Annotated in this window: 18 protein-coding genes; 13 read left to right on the top strand and 5 right to left on the bottom strand. The window is 34.4% G+C overall.

Annotated elements, in window-relative coordinates:
- Window positions 1-34 precede the first annotated feature (34 nt).
- From DR980_RS08435 to DR980_RS08460, 6 genes are all read left to right on the top strand, one after another.
- Window positions 35-1,051 carry a nitrous oxide reductase accessory protein NosL gene (locus DR980_RS08435; protein ID WP_244199282.1) on the top strand — a complete coding sequence of 339 codons (1,017 nt, stop codon included), beginning with the start codon at window positions 35-37 and terminating at the stop codon, window positions 1,049-1,051.
- 81 nt (window positions 1,052-1,132) lie between these two features.
- On the top strand, window positions 1,133-2,362 hold the full coding sequence (locus DR980_RS08440; RefSeq protein ID WP_113634981.1) for a nitrous oxide reductase family maturation protein NosD: 1,230 nt from the start codon (window positions 1,133-1,135) through the stop codon (window positions 2,360-2,362).
- Window positions 2,359-3,081, top strand: coding sequence for an ABC transporter ATP-binding protein (locus tag DR980_RS08445; protein WP_113634984.1), 723 nt, complete (start codon window positions 2,359-2,361; stop codon window positions 3,079-3,081). The genes DR980_RS08440 and DR980_RS08445 overlap by 4 nt, the downstream gene beginning before the upstream one ends.
- Window positions 3,065-3,832, top strand: coding sequence for an ABC transporter permease subunit (locus tag DR980_RS08450; protein ID WP_113634986.1), 768 nt, complete (start codon window positions 3,065-3,067; stop codon window positions 3,830-3,832). Before DR980_RS08445 ends, DR980_RS08450 begins: the two co-directional genes overlap by 17 nt.
- Window positions 3,832-4,125 carry a cupin domain-containing protein gene (locus DR980_RS08455; protein WP_099714515.1) on the top strand — a complete coding sequence of 98 codons (294 nt, stop codon included), beginning with the start codon at window positions 3,832-3,834 and terminating at the stop codon, window positions 4,123-4,125. The genes DR980_RS08450 and DR980_RS08455 overlap by 1 nt, the downstream gene beginning before the upstream one ends.
- A gap of 11 nt (window positions 4,126-4,136) precedes the next feature.
- The gene (locus DR980_RS08460) at window positions 4,137-4,508 is read left to right on the top strand and encodes a group III truncated hemoglobin (protein WP_113634989.1); all 372 of its coding nucleotides are present in this window, start codon (window positions 4,137-4,139) and stop codon (window positions 4,506-4,508) included.
- A gap of 69 nt (window positions 4,509-4,577) precedes the next feature.
- On the opposite strand, the gene DR980_RS08465 is transcribed toward DR980_RS08460, so the two are convergent.
- The 3 genes from DR980_RS08465 to DR980_RS08475 form a co-directional block, all read right to left on the bottom strand.
- Window positions 4,578-5,135 carry a fasciclin domain-containing protein gene (locus tag DR980_RS08465; RefSeq protein ID WP_113634992.1) on the bottom strand — a complete coding sequence of 186 codons (558 nt, stop codon included), beginning with the start codon at window positions 5,133-5,135 and terminating at the stop codon, window positions 4,578-4,580.
- A gap of 67 nt (window positions 5,136-5,202) precedes the next feature.
- Window positions 5,203-6,435 (bottom strand): hypothetical protein, encoded by a 1,233-nt coding sequence (locus DR980_RS08470; RefSeq protein WP_146779229.1) that lies wholly within the window; start codon window positions 6,433-6,435, stop codon window positions 5,203-5,205.
- Window positions 6,436-6,441: 6 nt separating this feature from the next.
- Window positions 6,442-7,035: a Crp/Fnr family transcriptional regulator gene (locus tag DR980_RS08475; protein ID WP_091166511.1), complete on the bottom strand. Its 594-nt coding sequence runs from the start codon at window positions 7,033-7,035 to the stop codon at window positions 6,442-6,444.
- Between the two features lie 274 nt (window positions 7,036-7,309).
- On the opposite strand from DR980_RS08475, the gene DR980_RS08480 reads away from it, so the two are divergent.
- From DR980_RS08480 to DR980_RS08505, 6 genes are all read left to right on the top strand, one after another.
- Window positions 7,310-9,124, top strand: coding sequence for a hypothetical protein (locus DR980_RS08480; protein WP_113634997.1), 1,815 nt, complete (start codon window positions 7,310-7,312; stop codon window positions 9,122-9,124).
- A gap of 96 nt (window positions 9,125-9,220) precedes the next feature.
- Complete coding sequence (locus DR980_RS08485) at window positions 9,221-9,595, top strand: hypothetical protein (RefSeq protein ID WP_244199283.1); 375 nt, start codon at window positions 9,221-9,223, stop codon at window positions 9,593-9,595.
- A 136-nt stretch (window positions 9,596-9,731) separates the two neighbouring features.
- Window positions 9,732-10,514 (top strand): MbnP family protein, encoded by a 783-nt coding sequence (locus DR980_RS08490; RefSeq protein WP_113635000.1) that lies wholly within the window; start codon window positions 9,732-9,734, stop codon window positions 10,512-10,514.
- A 60-nt stretch (window positions 10,515-10,574) separates the two neighbouring features.
- Entirely contained in the window at window positions 10,575-11,615 is a 1,041-nt protein-coding gene (locus tag DR980_RS08495) for a cytochrome-c peroxidase (protein WP_113635076.1), read from the top strand.
- Window positions 11,616-11,775: 160 nt separating this feature from the next.
- Window positions 11,776-12,735 (top strand): transporter family protein, encoded by a 960-nt coding sequence (locus tag DR980_RS08500; RefSeq protein WP_113635003.1) that lies wholly within the window; start codon window positions 11,776-11,778, stop codon window positions 12,733-12,735.
- A gap of 200 nt (window positions 12,736-12,935) precedes the next feature.
- On the top strand, window positions 12,936-14,459 hold the full coding sequence (locus DR980_RS08505; protein WP_113635005.1) for a DUF4394 domain-containing protein: 1,524 nt from the start codon (window positions 12,936-12,938) through the stop codon (window positions 14,457-14,459).
- A 113-nt stretch (window positions 14,460-14,572) separates the two neighbouring features.
- On the opposite strand, the gene DR980_RS08510 is transcribed toward DR980_RS08505, so the two are convergent.
- Complete coding sequence (locus DR980_RS08510) at window positions 14,573-15,088, bottom strand: hypothetical protein (RefSeq protein ID WP_113635007.1); 516 nt, start codon at window positions 15,086-15,088, stop codon at window positions 14,573-14,575.
- A gap of 121 nt (window positions 15,089-15,209) precedes the next feature.
- On the opposite strand from DR980_RS08510, the gene DR980_RS16255 reads away from it, so the two are divergent.
- Window positions 15,210-15,389, top strand: a complete 180-nt coding sequence (locus DR980_RS16255) for a hypothetical protein (RefSeq protein WP_146779230.1) — start codon at window positions 15,210-15,212, stop codon at window positions 15,387-15,389.
- Here DR980_RS16255 and DR980_RS08515 read toward each other — a convergent pair.
- Window positions 15,379-16,476, bottom strand: a complete 1,098-nt coding sequence (locus DR980_RS08515; RefSeq protein WP_113635009.1) for a hypothetical protein — start codon at window positions 16,474-16,476, stop codon at window positions 15,379-15,381. The genes DR980_RS16255 and DR980_RS08515 overlap by 11 nt on opposite strands.
- Between the last annotated feature and the right edge of the window lies 1 nt (window position 16,477).

A 16,477-nucleotide genomic window follows, 5' to 3' on the forward strand; every position in this document is an offset into this window, starting at 1 on the left:
TATCTAGTTTGTTCCCTTTTTTAATAAAAAAATCATGAATAATCCAAAAATTTCAACGCTTTCAAAAGTGATGCTTTTGTTGGTGATGGTGCTATTAGTGTCATCTGTTTTTGTTCCAATGTGGAGAATTGAATTGTCAGCTCCTCAATATCCCGAAGGTTTAGTATTGCAGTTACATGCTAATAAAATTGGTGGTGATGTCGAGATTATTAATGGATTGAACCATTACATTGGCATGAAAACCCTGCATAAAGAAGATTTTATAGAGTTTACCGTATTGCCTTATATTATTGGTTTTTTTGCATTGTGTGCTTTGGCAGTTGCGGTAATTGCTAAGAAAAAAGGACTTTATGCTTTGTTCATTTCATTTATTCTTTTTGGAATATTAGCAGGAATCGATTTTTACCGATGGAACTATGAATATGGGCATAATCTGGATCCTAATGCTGCTATTCAAGTACCCGGAATGTCGTATCAGCCACCATTAATAGGATACAAACAACTCCTGAATTTTGGAGCGTATTCTATTCCGGATATTGGAGGATGGATGTTAATTGCTTCGGGATTTTTATTGTTTTTATTGGTTATCAAAGAGACTAATCTGTTACAGAAATTCAAAAAATCAAATCCAACAACAGCTTTGTTTGTCTTTTTATCTTTATCTTTTTTTTCTTGTGCGAAAACAGAAGTGGTTCCCATTAAATTGAACGTTGATACGTGCGATTTTTGCAAAATGACAATCGCCGATGGTAAATATGCGGCAGAAGTGATTAGTGAAAAAGGAAGAGTTTTCAAATTTGACGACATCATGTGTATGATACATTATGGAAAAGAAAATGCCAACACAAAAATGGCGGCTCATTATGTGAATGATTATACGCAAGACAATGTTTTAATTCCTGCCAAAACTGCTTTCTTCCTTTCCGAAGGAACGATTCAAAGCCCTATGAGGGGCGGAATTATTGCTTTTTCTTCTGAAAATGAGGCAAAGGAATTTGGAATAAAATTAAAAGCAAAACCAGTTACTTGGGGAGCTGTAATTACAAAATAAACCAGTCGTTTTTTGAATCAGTAAAAAATTAAGAAAAGTGTGTTTTCTTAATTAAATTCAGATGGTTTAATTTTAAAAATAATGAAAAAACTCATCTACATATTTCTGTTTTTTTCTTCATTCCTTCATGCGCATGTGATTGAAGTTGGCGCTAATAAACCTGTAAAATCAATAAAAAAAGCCATTAGTCTGGCTAAAATTGGTGACACGGTTTTAGTTCATAAAGGTGTTTATCGAGAAGGCAATATTGTTATTGATAAAAGAATTGTTTTTCTGGGTAAAGGATATCCGGTTTTAGATGGACAAAAAAAGTATGAAGTACTTTCCATTAAAGCGGATAGTGTGGTTGTGCAAGGTTTTAAAGTGATAAAATCAGGGTATGCTTCACTCGAAGATCCCTGTGCGATTAAAGTGTACAATAAAAGCCATGTTATTATTCAGAACAATATTCTAGATGATAATTTCTTTGGAATTTATATCCAAAATGGTAAAAACTGCCTGATAAAAAACAATACCATTGTAGCGTATGGCAAAGAAGAACAGCAAATAGGCAACGGAATTCATTGTTGGAAAAGTGAAAATCTCCAAATTATCGCCAACACTATTTCTGGTCACCGGGATGGGATTTATTTTGAATTTGTGACCAATTCCGTTATCTGGAGAAATATTTCAACTAACAATATTCGGTATGGTTTGCATTTTATGTTCTCTAATGACGACGCTTATATTACCAATATTTTCAAGAATAACGGTGCCGGCGTTGCGGTAATGTTTACCAAAAATGTCAAGATGTTCAATAACTATTTCGAAGAAAATTGGGGCGATGGCGCTTATGGATTATTCCTCAAGGAAATCACGGACAGTCACATCATTGGAAATAAATTTTCTAAAAACACTTCTGGAATTCATATGGAAGGAACCAATCGGATTCGGGTTGAAAAAAATGTATTTGAAGCCAATGGTTGGGCCATGAAAATCCAGGCCAGTTGCGTAGACAATGAAATCGTGAATAATAATTTTATTGGAAATACTTTTGATATGGGAACTAACGGAAGTTTAGTTTTAAACAAGTTCGATACCAATTATTGGGATAAATACGAAGGATACGATTTGGACAAAAATGGAGTTGGCGATGTGCCGTATCATCCGTTGAGTTTATTTGCCGTTTTAGTTGAAAATAATCCCTCGGCGATGTTGCTGTTCCGGAGTTTCATGATCACACTTTTGGATAAATCCGAAAAAGTGTTGCCTAGTATAACCCCAGATAATTTTATTGACAATTCGCCATTAATGCATTCATTACCATTATGATTGAAATAAAAAATATATATAAAAAATTTGGAAAATTAGAGGTTTTAAATAATGTCAATCTTTCTTTTAAAAAAGGAGAATGCATTGCTCTAATTGGTCCAAATGGCTGTGGAAAAACCACTTTGATAAAAAGTATTTTGGGAATGGTCATTCCTTCTAAAGGCGATATTTTATTCAATGAAAAATCAATTTTAAGGGAATTTAAATATCGGGAACAAATAGGCTACATGCCGCAAATAGGGCGTTATCCGGATTATATGACAGTTGGGCAAATCATCGAAATGATAAAGAAAATTCGAAATTCGGATCAGGTTTTAGATGAGGATTTAGTCCATGCATTTCAACTCGAAAAAATAGTAGACAAACAAATGCGGACACTTTCGGGTGGAACAACGCAAAAAGTAAGTGCTACGTTGGCTTTTTTGTTTAATCCTGAGGTGTTGATTTTAGACGAACCTACAGCGGGATTAGATCCATTGGCTTCCGAAATATTAAAAGAGAAAATTATAAAAGAAAAAGAAAAGGGAAAACTAATCTTGATTACTTCCCATCTTTTGAGCGAATTAGATGATTTGATTACGCAAATTATTTACATGCAAGACGGAACAGTGCATTTTCATCAAACCATCGCCGATTTATTGGAAACAACAAACGAACAAAAAATATCCAAAGCAATTGCCAAAATTCTAAAAAACAAAAGCAATGAACAGAATCATTAAAATCATTTTTCTAGACATTCTGAAGAACAAGATTATATTGGCGTACACGCTTATTTTAGCCATTCTTTCGTGGAGTTCATTTGGGCTGGAAGACAATTCTGCCAAAGGATTACTTACCATTTTGAATATAATTTTATTCACGGTTCCGCTAGTTTCCATTCTTTTTGCCACGATTTATTTGTACAATAGTACAGAGTTTATTGAGCTTTTATTAAGCCAGCCCATTAAACGCAAGAAAATTTGGTTGAGTCTGTTTCTCGGACTTTCGTTAGCAATGGTTTTAGCCTTTTTTATTGGTGCCGGAATTCCGCTTTTAATCAATGCGCCGGATAGCGTAGGCATTATGATGCTCGTCATAGGTTGTCTGATTACGTTGGTCTTCGTGGCTTTGGCATTTTTAAGTTCGATACTCACCAGAGACAAGGCAAAAGGAATAGGTATTGCCATCATGGGTTGGTTGTATTTTGCACTGCTTTTTGATGGAATAATTTTGTATTTGCTGTTTCAATTTTCAGATTACCCAATAGAGAAAGCAATGATTGTTGTTACGGCGTTCAGCCCAATTGATTTAGCCCGAATTCAAATCCTGTTGCATCTGGATGTTTCGGCAATGATGGGATATACCGGAGCAATTTTTAAAGATTTTTTCGGGACATCATTGGGACTGCTTCTTTCTTTTTCGTTATTGTGTTTGTGGATTATTATTCCATTTTTCATTTCATTAATTAAATTTAAAAACAAAGATTTATAATGTTTAAAGATATACTTCAAAAACTAGAAAATGCTGCTAATCCAGTGGCGCAAGTGGTTCAAAATACTTCTTGCAGTAAAGTAATGGTAATTGCTTTCAAAAAAGGAATGATTCTCAAGGAGCATAAAACTGATGTTCCTGCTAAATTATTAGTGATAAAAGGTAACGTGATTTATAAAGAGGAGAACCAACAAAACGAACTCTTTCTTTATGACGAACAAGAAATTCCGGTAGCAGTTTTGCATTCCGTAGAAGCATTGGAAGACAGTTTGTGTTTATTGTTTAAAGGCTAAAAAATCTAGAAATGAAAACAGATATAAAAAACAGAAACGACATTGAGAAGCTGATAAACACTTTCTACGGTAAAATAAAAACAGATACTAAAATCGGTTATTTTTTTACGGATGTAGCCAAGTTGAATTGGGAAGAGCACTTGCCGAAAATGTATGATTTCTGGGAGAATATTATGTTTTCGAAAGGGAATTATACCGGAAACCCGATGACTAAGCATAAAGAATTACATCAAAAAAGTGAAATGAAAGAAGCTCATTTTAAGCATTGGAATGCCTTGTTCAATGAAACTGTTGATGAGTTATTCACAGGAGAAAAAGCTGAAGAAATCAAACAAAGAGCGATGAATATTTCGGGTGTATTGATGTACAAAACAATAGGTTGAAAAGCATAAAAAAAGCGTGAACTATTTTAGTTTACGCTTTTTTCAATCTGGCAAAATGAATTAATAATATTATTTTTTTGGAAGTAAAACATCATTGATTACGTGTATAATTCCGTTTGATGTTGGGATTGAAGTTACTATTTCGGAACCATTTACAAATACTTTATCACCTACTTTGGTGATTTTTATTTTTCCGGCATTTACTTGTTCATATTCCTGCCCGTCTTGCATGTACTCTGTTTTTAGATTTCCTACGTAAGTATGATACTCTAATATGTTTTTCAAATCATCTTTTTTCTCGGGTTTCAATAGTTCTTCAACGGTTCCCTTTGGGAGTTTATCAAAAGCAGCGTTTGTTGGTGCAAAAACGGTAAACGGTCCGGCATTGCTCAATACATCCACTAATCCTGCTGCTTTTACGGCTGTTACAAGTGTGGAGTGATCTTTGCTTCCGGAGGCTGTCTGAACGATATTTGGACTAGAAGCTTCGTCGACCACGGCAGACTGTCCAGGACCTTGGGTTGCTGTATTTTCTGTTGTTGTTTCAGATGGAGCTTCGCTATTTTGTTTGCAGCCAAAAATGGTAAAGAAACAAACGACGGCTACTAATTGAATTGATTTTTTCATAATTAAGGTTACTTTGGTTTTATATAGCAAAGTACTTAATTATCAATTGTTTATTCTATGCGTTCAATCATAAAGGCGGGTTGTTTTTAACTTTTTTGATAGAAAAATAAGTAGTAAACCCGATTCCTAAAAGCAAGAGTAAGGCGACAACGAAAAGAAGTTCATTTACATACGGAATAATAGTATAAGTGAACGATGCAATACCTTGAATGGCGAGAACCAACTCGTTTAATAGAACGCCAATGGAAAATAGAACCAAGCCAATTTTTATCTTTTTATTGATAATAATCAGATGACTGGCATAGATGTAAAACAACAAGAACAACGTGATTACCGCCAATAAAACCAAGTGTAAATAGGCGATTACAATTGGTCTGAAACCAAAGGCAAGCTGGCTTAAAGATGGGATTGTTGAACCCAATTGCAGAATGAATTTTATGCTTAATGCCAAACAGGAAAAGAGTAAAATATAGCGTAACAATGAAGCGAAATTTTTCAGATACTCTTTTTGTTTTTGTATTAAAATTAAAAGAAGTTTAAACCATGCAAAAACCTGAATTATTGCTGCAAAGACAGAGATTGTGTAAAGCCAAACGGGTAAATCCAACCAAAGTGTGGACAAAAAATAGGCAGGAATACAAGAAACAGCAAACAGCTTAAAGGAAGTTTCGTAAAAGGAATGTTCTGATTTTTTTAGATTTAAAAAGCCAAAAAACAAACCAATACAACCAAAGAAAAACCAACCGTTATATTGAAAATGGAGAAAATAATAGATAGATGATAAGTACAAATCCTGAATGACATTTTTACTTGCCATCATGTAAGCCAAGTAAAAAGTTCCGAAAGAAGAAATAATATTAAAAAATAAGGCGGCCTTAAGCCAGTTTATTGCAGCAAAATCAGCATCCAGTTTTCTTAAATCTTTGATGTAATAATAGCCAAAAACATAGGAAACCAAGATCGATGCTGTTGAGAAAAAGATGGAAATCATTCCGTAGCCCTGAAAGATAAAGAAAATCAGCATCCCGTAAGAACAAATTAGATTGGCTATGAGTATTTTTCGGTATTTATGTACTTGAAAGTTGGCAGTTTTATTCTGAAGATAATACACCATCAACGTCATCAAAGTATGGGTGATCCATCCTGAAAATGCAAAATGGGAATGGGAATGTAATATGTTTTTTTGATTGAAATAAGGGAATTCAAAACCAATTTTATAACGCATTAAAACCCCAAGTGAGGCGACAATACATAGATTTAGCAACGAAAATTTTAGCCAGAATTGTATGTTTAATTTCATTTTTTTTTAATAAAATATTTTGTGATTGATGATGTCAACTTTGTTGCAATCATTCATTTTCGAAAAAACCCGAATCACCGTTTCGACTCTCAAACCGGTAAAATTTGCAATTTCCTGACGCGTGTAAGGAATTAATACTTTTTGGTCATTACATTCCGATTTTCTTTTGTGTGTGTTCAAAAAAGCAAGAATTCTAAACTCCGGTTTCTGGTTGATGATCTCTTTTGAAGTATTGGATTTTGAATGAATTTTATTGGCAAGTAAAACCAAAAATGATTTTTGAATTAAAGGATATTCATCAAGAATTTTTAAAAATTTATCTTTTGATAACTTCATAATGGTACAATCTTGAATGCAAACTGCTTTTGACGGATATGGTTGGTCAATAAACAATGGAGGTTCGCCAAAACTCTCTCCTTTACAAAAAAGTCCTTGTGTGAACTCTTTTCCTTCGTCATTTGAATTAAACATTCTCACGCTTCCATCAATAATTTGATAATAAAAATGGGCCACTTCATCTTCATTAAAAACTACTTCGTTTTTTTTGTATTTTTTCGCAACAGCACCCCAAGAAAAAAGTAAATCTATGTCTATTTGCATAATTAAAGTGGATTTAAGAATGTGTTTTTTTTGCAAGTAATTAGGACGCATATTTGCAATTGCTGCAAATATAATTTCTATAAATTTAACAATATTATGATTGTAATCATACTAGAGAAGTGTAAAATATATTGTTTTTGAAATAATCTTAAAATAGTGACTAAAATGGCTAAAGTATTTTATTAAAGTATTATAGCGTATGATATTTATCAGTTTTTATAGTTTTTAGTTTCTCGACTTTTGTGGTTTATTTATTTATTTAAATCATTTTAACATGACAACACGTAAACCACTACATACTTTTCATATCCCCGTTATGGGACTTGCTTATACGATTGATAGTCCGATACGAGTGGCAAAGTATGGAATTTCGTCTGTGATTTCAATTATGGATGATGAACTTATCGAAAAAATGAATGCTTTTTATAGCAAGAAATTCGATTTGCCGTATCAGGAAATTACCCAAAAAATACATGATTACCGCGCAGAACGCATTACTTCTTATTTGAATTTGGTAGACAAAATCGTGAAGGAAAAATTTGAAAACTTTAAGACGGAATTATCCGAAAGCAAATCAGCTTTGGAAAATTACATCGCGATGCTACCCAACAAATCAGCCATTAAAGCAGGCCTGCAAAACTTGATGGAAGACGGTTTCGCTTTCAAAGAAAACATCAAAAATTATCTGGAGAAAAATCTTTATCCGGGCGATATTGATGTCAATATTATGACCAAATTAGATAAGGATAATTTCATCAAAGAGGAACAATTACCCATTATTTTTAATGACGCACATGCCGCGCTTCGTGGGTTTGTGAACAGTACATTAGAATCTTCAGTAGTTTTATCGGCTGGGATGAATCCAAGATTATACAGCTATTTTGAAAGTTTTTCGGCCTTCTTTCCGGATGCGAATAATGCACTGAAAAAGAAAATTACGCTGAAAGTAAGCGACTTTCGTTCGGCAATGATTCAAGGGAATTTTTTAGCTAAAAAAGGACTTTGGGTTTCTGAATATCGAATCGAATCCGGACTGAATTGTGGCGGACATGCTTTTGCTACCGAAGGCTATTTGTTGGGACCGATTCTAGAAGAATTCAAACAGAAAAAAGAACAATTAATTCAATCTGCTCATGAGTTGATGGTGAAAGCATTGGGACAAAAAGAAATGCATGTTCCAGAACAGCCTTTGGATTTAAAAATCACGGTTCAAGGCGGCGTGGGAACTGCTGAAGAACACGATTTTCTATTGGATCATTATGAGGTGGATTCTGTGGGTTGGGGTTCGCCTTTTTTATTGGTTCCTGAAGCCACTTCGGTAGATAAACACACCAGAGATTTATTGGCTGGAGCCAAAGAAGATGATTTATATTTAAGTCATATTTCTCCGTTGGGAATTCCTTTCAATACTTTGCGAGGCACGACGAATGAAAAATTGAAATTGAAACGAATTGAAGAAAGCAAAGCAGGAAGTTCGTGTCCAAAACGATTTTTGGCGTTAAGCAAAGAATACGATGCGAAAGGAATTTGTACATCTTCCAAGAAATATCAAGACTTAAAACTGGAAGAATTACTACTTCAAAAAGATATTTTACCGGCAGAAATTTTTGAAAAAAAGAAAAATAGTATTACTGAGAAAGCCTGTCTTTGTGTGGGTTTAGCCAATGCTTCGTATCTTGAAAATGACATTAAGATAAAAGGGCAGGCGCAGGGTGTAATCATTTGTCCAGGACCTAATATGGCTTATTTTGACAAAGAAGTTTCACTGTTAAAAATGGTGCAGCACATTTATGGAAACGCATCTGTATTGACGGTTACCAATCGACCAAATCTATTTGTGAAAGAGTTAAAAATGTATTTGGATTATCTGAAAAATGAAATCACAGCGGTTACGGAAGAAATCACTGTGGGACAGATTAAAAAATGGAATTCGTTCAAAAATAATTTGCTGCAAGGAATTGGATATTATGAAGATTTATTTTCAACAACTCCTTTTTTCGAAAGCACTAAAAATGAGATTTTCAGTCAATTCGATTGCTATAAAACGGAATTAAACGAGATTGAAATTCCCGAATTGAAATTGGCATAAAGCCCTCAGATATTTGTTTTTAAATAGAATGATTTTTTCAGGATTATTCTATTTAAAAACATTTTTTATCAAACAATCATTTAGTAATTTTGCACCGTGAAAAAAATCATATTCATAATTGTATTAATCATGCTTATAAAGCCAGTTCTTCCGGTTTTAGAGTATGTCGTGAATTATGAATACATTTCAAAAGTACTTTGTATTAATAAGGACAAACCTAAAATGCAATGTAACGGAAAATGTCATTTGATGAAAGAATTAGCCAAAGCTTCTGAGGCTGAAAAGCCACTTTCTTCCGATAAAAAAGGAAATGCTCCTATACTTGATGTGATCATTTTTGAGGAAATTAAATCTTTCGAAATTGTAACAGTTTTTTTTGATACCAAAGAAAAAATAAACCCGCATTATTCTAATTTATATGCTCGCTTGAATAGTGCTTCTGTTTTTCACCCACCCACTTTCATTTCATAAATTTTTTAAGCATGTAGTATGCTTTATTTCTTCCGTTCTAAACAACGGATGAAAATTTGTTTGCTTTTTTTGGAAATAATAATCCAAATATGGCATGCGAAACAGTACTTATATTCAAAATAAAAAACTTTAAGAAATGAAATTTCAATTAAAAAATATACTAGCTGTAATGGCTATCTCAGTTACCTTGTTTTCTTGCTCTAATGATTATGATAATGAAATGATTACCGGAAACGGAAATTTAAAATTAGAATTTGACAACGTGTATAAATCGGCTAATTTTGCTTTCAATACGAACTATACCAATTCGAATGCTGAGGTTGTAGCGGTTTCAAAAGTGAAGTACATCGTGAGTAATATTGTCTTGACAAAAGAGGATGGAACTACCTTTACATACCCAAAAAGTCAAAGCTATTTTATTGTAGATGAAGCTACGCCTGCAACATTAGTATTGAATCTTTCAAACATTCCTGCTGGAAATTACACTAAAGTAAAATACGGAATTGGAGTCGATAAAACGCAGTGGGAAGCAGGAGCAACGGGTCAAGGAGATTTCTTGGCAACAGCCCAAACTGCCGGAATGATGTGGTCTTGGAGTGCAGGTTATAAGTTTGTGGCTTTCGAAGGTACTTTTACAGCTCCTACGGTAACAACGGCAAAAGAGTTTAAAGTACATACCGGACAAACTGGAACTGATTATAATTATGCTGAAGTTACTTTGAGTTTTCCTGAAAATGCTTTGGTACGAACTACAATTACACCTCAGGTTCACATCATGACGGATTTGTCTCAAGTTATAGATGGAACTAATAAAATCAATCTTACGGAAGCGGCAACTGTTATGGGAGGCGCTAAACTGGCTTTGGTTACTACTAACGTTTCTTCTATGTTCAAAATAGACCACGTTCACAACGATTAATTTTTAATCAAAAAGCGGTTGGAAATTAAATCTCCGACCGCTTTTTTAAAAAAATATAAAATGAAAGCAAAATATATCATATTGCTCATTTTTCCGTTGCTGTGGTCTTGTTCTGCTGATGAAAGCGAAGACTATCAGGACATTCCTCTGAACTTTCAAGTTCCGGCAAATTTCCCGCCTTTGGCATACGATCTGATGAATAATCCACCTACAGAAAAAGGATTTGAACTGGGGAAAAAACTTTTCTACGACGGTCGATTGGCTTCGGACGGGATTGTTTCCTGCGGATTTTGTCACATTCAGGAAGATGCATTTACGCATCACGGCCATACTTTGAGTCATGGAGTAGATGACGCTATTGGAACCCGAAACACGCCACCAATCCAGAATTTGGCCTATCAAACCACTTTTATGTATGATGGTGCAGCATCGCATTTGGATTTACAGCCTATTATTCCGTTCACAAGTCCTGTAGAAATGAATGGCGATTTTGCAAAAGCGATTGCTATGATGAAAGGCGATCCAGTGTATCAGAAATTATTCAAAGTTGCTTTTACGGATGGACAAATCAATTCCGAAAACATGCTCAAAGCCTTGGGACAGTTTATGGTCATGGTTACGTCCTCGAATTCCCGTTTCGATAAGTACCGCCGAAATGAATCTGGCGGAACGCTCACGCAAGACGAGAAGGACGGTTATGCAATTTTCAACCAAAAATGTTCCAGTTGTCACGCCACAGATTTGTTTACGGACAATTCTTTTAGAAACAATGGCTTGCCAATTGATCCCGCGTACAATGATATCGGTCGTTTTCGTGTGACGGAGTTGCCTCAGGATAAGTATAAATTCAAAGTGCCAAGTCTAAGAAATATAGAAAAAACAGCGCCTTACATGCACGATGGACGCTTATTTACATTGGAAGCCGTGATGGATCATTACAATTCCGGTGTAGTCAATTCAGCTACTTTAGACCCCATTTTGAATAAATACGGGTCACTCGGAATCCCTTTGACAGCGACAGAAAAATCAAAAATTATTGCTTTTCTAAAAACATTGACAGACACGCAATACCTAACAGACAAGCGCTTTTCTGAATATTAATTTTAGAAGCTATTTCCTGCTGTACACTGCAAGTCCTCGCTACAAAAGCCGTTTTTCTATGTTCTGAAAAGAGCTTCCTCCGGTCGCTTTTTCAGGACAAGAAAAACAAGCTTTTACCGCTCCGAGCTTTCCGTTTCCATCAGGGCTAAAAACAACAAACATGAAAAAATACACATTGCTTTTAGTACTTCTTTTTCAATTGGCAAACGCCGCCGAAAAAGACAGTTTAAATACCGTAAATCCATTTACAAAATACCATTCCTTCCTTGAAGAAGAGGATTTCTGCGATGCCTGCGGTTGCTCCGCCAGTGGCGGAAGCATGGGATTCGCCTCGATGTTGAACTCTAATTTCGTTGGGATTCGGTATTTCAATCAACAATACAAATCCATGGATGGCTTGTACAGCAATTCGCCTTGGTACAAAGAAAATTTCAACACCGTTCAGGTTTGGGGCCGAATCCCGGTTAGCGAAAAGGTTCAGGTTTCAGCATTATTGCCGTATCATTTTCATGAAAGAGAAACCGCAACTGGCAACAAAAGCATCAATGGGATAGGTGATATTACTGTTTTGGCAATGTATCGTTTGTATCAAACCCATAAAGACAGCACTTTCTTAGTACATACATTACAATTGGGAGGTGGAATCAAAGCGCCGACAGGAAAGTTTAATGAGGCAAATTCCGGTAGTATAAATCCAAGTTTTCAGGTAGGAACAGGAAGTTGGGATTATCTTTTGGCAACTGAATATGTTATTAAAAGAAAACAATTTGGTTTAAACACGATGCTGAATTATGTAATAAAAACAGAAAACCAAAAGAGTTATCGTTTTGGAAATCAACTTAATTACGCCGGAACTTTTTTCTATTTTTACGAGAAAAATAGTTTTTCTATTGTTCCACAAATCGGTTTTGCCGGTGAAGTTTATGAAAGTAATTATCAGTACAATCAAAAATTAAGGAATACAAACGGCGATATTCTTTTTGGTAAAGTTGGTTTTGAGGTTGGGAAAGACAGACTTTCTTTTGGAGCTAATGCCATGTTGCCCATCAATCAAAATCTTACCGGAGGCAATGTAGAAGCGAATTACAGGTGGAGTGTAAACTTCAATTACAGTTTGTAAAATCATAAAAGTTCATTGAATTTTTAGTTATTGGTATTATGTTTTCAAAATGACTTGAGTCCGCTTATACCGTACAAGTTGAAAGTGTTTTTTACTCTTGTTATACGTTACGATTTAGTAGTTATGTAAGTTTTTTTTAAAATTTTAAAACCATAATGAAGTATGTTTCGTATGTAAATACATAACTAAATAAATAAACGATGAAAAACAAACAACAAAATTTGGGATTTGCGTCCATAATTGGACTAGCACTGTTATCTATTACTGCAATTTCATGTAATGATGATGATAGTAATGAAATGATGATGCCTGTATCGGCACCAGATGTAAATTTTACTGCATTAGCCAGTAATAATACGATTCTTACATTCAATGCACGAAATTTAGGAACTCCAACTTCAACCACTCCAATTGTTGGTCTACCTACATCAGAGAGTATCGTAAGTATTGATTACAGACCTGCAACAGGACAGTTATATGCAGTAGGATCGTCTAGTCGTTTGTATTTTATAAATGAGAAAAGTGGAGTTGCAACAGCATTGGGCGCTGGGTCGTTTTCACCTATTGTTGCCGGAGCTAATGCCTCATTGGATTTTAATCCAACAGTAGATAGAATTCGTTTGGTAACAGAATCTGGTCAAAATTTAAGATTGCACCCGGAATTGGGAACTGTTGTATCAACTGATGGAGTTATTAATGGTGGTACAAATCCTAAAATTGGTGCAGTAGCTTATACAAATAGTATGGCTGGTGCAACAGCAACCATGTTGTATGATATAGATTTCGAACAAGATAAATTGTATATGCAAACACCTCCAAATGATGGTGGATTGCAACTTGTTGGTGACTTAGGCGTGAACTTTCAAGGTGTAGGTGACATGGATATTTTAGCAGATAATTCTACTGCTCTTGCTGTAACAAACAATGCTAGTGTATCTACATTATATACAATTGATTTGACTACTGGAAAAGCGGTTGATGTTGGTAAATTCACAGCTCCAGTAATAAGCATTGCGTTTAAGACTAACCCAATTGCTTATGCTACAACTTCCGGAAATATGTTGGTTCGTTTTAATCCTACAAACGGAAGTAATAATTCTGTTGCATTAACTGGTTTGGCTACCAATGAAAGTATTGTAGGTTTAGATTTTAGACCTGCAAACGGAGGTTTATATGCTATTTCAAATCAAAGCAGATTGTTTTCTGTGAATACAGCTAGCGGAGCATTAACAATAATTGGGTCTCCTTTGTTAACTGCATTGTCAGGTACTTCTTTTGGTTTTGATTTTAATCCAACAGTAGATAGAATCAGGTTGGTGAGTAATACAGGTCAAAACTTACGTTTACACCCAGATTTAGGAACAGTAGTATTAGTTGATGGTAATCTAAATCCTGGAACACCATTTGTGAATGGAGCTGCTTACACCAATAATATTGCTGGAGCTACAACAACTACTTTATTTGTAATTGACTCACAAACAGATATGATGTATCGTCAAGATCCACCAAACAACGGGACATTAGTTGCTATTGGGAATTTAGGAGTAAATGTTGATGCTGATAGCGGATTTGATATCGGTGGAAACAGTGCTGCTGCATTTGCTTTGTTGAAAGTAAATAATGTTACATCAGTGTACAGTATTAACTTGGCAACTGGCGCAGCTACTAAAGTTTCGGATATAAATATTCAAGCTACAGCTATGGCTGTTGGTTTAGGATTCTAAAACTAAAATATTCTTAAATAAAAAGTCAGCTCTTTGATTAGAGCCGACTTTTTTTGTTTTACAAAAGCATAATCGTTAATGATTTTTTTTGTTATGATTTTGCACTTACTATTTTAAAAATGCAAAGCAAAACCAATATTAAATTGCAAACTGTTATCGTAATATTGTTTGTGAGTAGCTAGGTTATAACGAATACCAGGTTCGATACTTACATTTTTTCCTAAAAATACTGCATAACCAATTTGCGCGCCAACGTATGTTGGATTGGCATCTGCGTCACCAAAACCTACTCCATTATAAGAAAGTTCGATAGGAATCATCGTTTTTAAATAATATTTTGCTCCAATTTTGTAAGCAATCGGTTCTCCATTTCCATCTATTTCACCGTAGCCTAATCCTAATTTAAGCGCCAGATTATCTTTGATAAAATAACCTCCTTCAGCTCCAATATTGTAGGAAGTAATACCGTCCGAAGAACTAAAATACATTGCAGTAGTTCCTACGTTTCTACCAAAACCAGTGTTGGCCTCAATAAGCCATTTTCCTTTTGATACTTGACCTTCTTTGGCTTGACCATTAGCAAAGGCAAAAGCAAATAAGGCTAAGATCGATACAGTAATTTTTTTCATGTTTTTTTGTTTTTTGTTCCTCCAAAAATAGTTTTAAAATTGATTAACGTATGAATTTTATGACTTATTTAACCTTGTGTAATTATCGGTGTAATTTTTTATCAAAAGGGAAGTATTTGAAATGGCAAATAGGCATAAAAAAAAGGAACTCCATTACGAAGTTCCTTTTAATATTCTTAAATATAATAAATTACTCTTTCAATATACACGGTTTAGTATCGCCATTCACGGCAACTTCAGTCAATCCAAGAGAAGATACCTTTTCATGGCTTTGTCTCAATTAGAATATATCAATTGGTAGTTATATACATAGTATTTGTGTAATTATATCCTGCTTTAGGTGCTATATCTTGATAAAAACTCCCGTTTTTCCAAATACTCAGTTTTCCTTTTACTTCCACTAAAGCAAAAACATCATTTCCAACGGCTTTTAAATCACATACTTTAGCTACAGAACCTAGATCATTATCATTTATTAAATAAGTCGGGATTCCATTTTTCCAAATAGTAACTTTATTACCAATTTTGACAGGGTTTGGTGTACTATTATCAAATATTGTAGTATATCCGCCTACATAGCAATCATTATTTATTACGCATATAGCATTCATAGAAATTACTCCTTTCTCATCTGATAAAGTAGTAGCTACTCCATTTTTCCAAAGAGTTGCTTTATAAAAACCATTAATTTGAGCATACCCAGCTACATAAACGTCAGATTTTGTTGTGTAAAGTGCCTTAATATCTTCATAACTAGATCCTTTTGTAAAATCGTAAACTAATCCATCTTTTACAATTTTTGTTCTGTAATCATAATTTGGCAAGCTGCCACCGGATGTTTTTGAAGTGCTAATTGAGGTATAGATAATATTGTTTGAAACAGAAATTGCTTCTACAGTGCTAAAGGTAGGAGCAGGTGGTGTCATTATGTTACTATTTGGTACACCATTTTTCCATATAGTTGCTACACCAGAAATATCACCACCAATATAGACATCATTATTCGCTACTGTGATTACATTGGCGTGAGAATATGTACCATTGCTTTCAATATATGTGGGAACACCATTTTTCCAAATAGTTCCAGCATTAGTAGAAGTACTATTCACTCTAAAGCCAACAACATAAATGTCATTTCCGTTGATACACATTTGATTTGCATGAGAAACAGTGTTAAGTGATGGGTCTAATCCATCGTCTAATGTTATTGCTTTTCCATTCTTCCAGATAGTTGCAACTCCATTTAAATCACTACCACAAACATAGATATCTTTTGCAGTTGCAATTTTATCAGTATTTTGGCTGTTTTCTTCTTTTGAACAGGAATTTAAAAAGAAACATAGTGTAAATAGTACAGAAATTACTTTTGGAATTGATTTGGTTATCATG

It is taken from the genome of Flavobacterium psychrolimnae, assembly GCF_003312425.1.
Taxonomy (GTDB): domain Bacteria; phylum Bacteroidota; class Bacteroidia; order Flavobacteriales; family Flavobacteriaceae; genus Flavobacterium; species Flavobacterium psychrolimnae.

Bases quoted from the DNA above. Each gene is read 5' to 3' on its own strand.
- DR980_RS08435 (WP_244199282.1), top strand. From the start codon at position 35: ATGAATAATCCAAAAATTTCAACGCTTTCAAAAGTGATGCTTTTGTTG.
- DR980_RS08440 (WP_113634981.1), top strand. From the start codon at position 1,133: ATGAAAAAACTCATCTACATATTTCTGTTTTTTTCTTCATTCCTTCAT.
- DR980_RS08445 (WP_113634984.1), top strand. From the start codon at position 2,359: ATGATTGAAATAAAAAATATATATAAAAAATTTGGAAAATTAGAGGTT.
- DR980_RS08450 (WP_113634986.1), top strand. From the start codon at position 3,065: ATGAACAGAATCATTAAAATCATTTTTCTAGACATTCTGAAGAACAAG.
- DR980_RS08455 (WP_099714515.1), top strand. From the start codon at position 3,832: ATGTTTAAAGATATACTTCAAAAACTAGAAAATGCTGCTAATCCAGTG.
- DR980_RS08460 (WP_113634989.1), top strand. From the start codon at position 4,137: ATGAAAACAGATATAAAAAACAGAAACGACATTGAGAAGCTGATAAAC.
- DR980_RS08465 (WP_113634992.1), bottom strand. From the start codon at position 5,135: ATGAAAAAATCAATTCAATTAGTAGCCGTCGTTTGTTTCTTTACCATT.
- DR980_RS08470 (WP_146779229.1), bottom strand. From the start codon at position 6,435: ATGAAATTAAACATACAATTCTGGCTAAAATTTTCGTTGCTAAATCTA.
- DR980_RS08475 (WP_091166511.1), bottom strand. From the start codon at position 7,035: ATGCAAATAGACATAGATTTACTTTTTTCTTGGGGTGCTGTTGCGAAA.
- DR980_RS08480 (WP_113634997.1), top strand. From the start codon at position 7,310: ATGACAACACGTAAACCACTACATACTTTTCATATCCCCGTTATGGGA.
- DR980_RS08490 (WP_113635000.1), top strand. From the start codon at position 9,732: ATGAAATTTCAATTAAAAAATATACTAGCTGTAATGGCTATCTCAGTT.
- DR980_RS08495 (WP_113635076.1), top strand. From the start codon at position 10,575: ATGAAAGCAAAATATATCATATTGCTCATTTTTCCGTTGCTGTGGTCT.
- DR980_RS08500 (WP_113635003.1), top strand. From the start codon at position 11,776: ATGAAAAAATACACATTGCTTTTAGTACTTCTTTTTCAATTGGCAAAC.
- DR980_RS08505 (WP_113635005.1), top strand. From the start codon at position 12,936: ATGAAAAACAAACAACAAAATTTGGGATTTGCGTCCATAATTGGACTA.
- DR980_RS08510 (WP_113635007.1), bottom strand. From the start codon at position 15,088: ATGAAAAAAATTACTGTATCGATCTTAGCCTTATTTGCTTTTGCCTTT.
- DR980_RS16255 (WP_146779230.1), top strand. From the start codon at position 15,210: ATGGCAAATAGGCATAAAAAAAAGGAACTCCATTACGAAGTTCCTTTT.
- DR980_RS08515 (WP_113635009.1), bottom strand. From the start codon at position 16,476: ATGATAACCAAATCAATTCCAAAAGTAATTTCTGTACTATTTACACTA.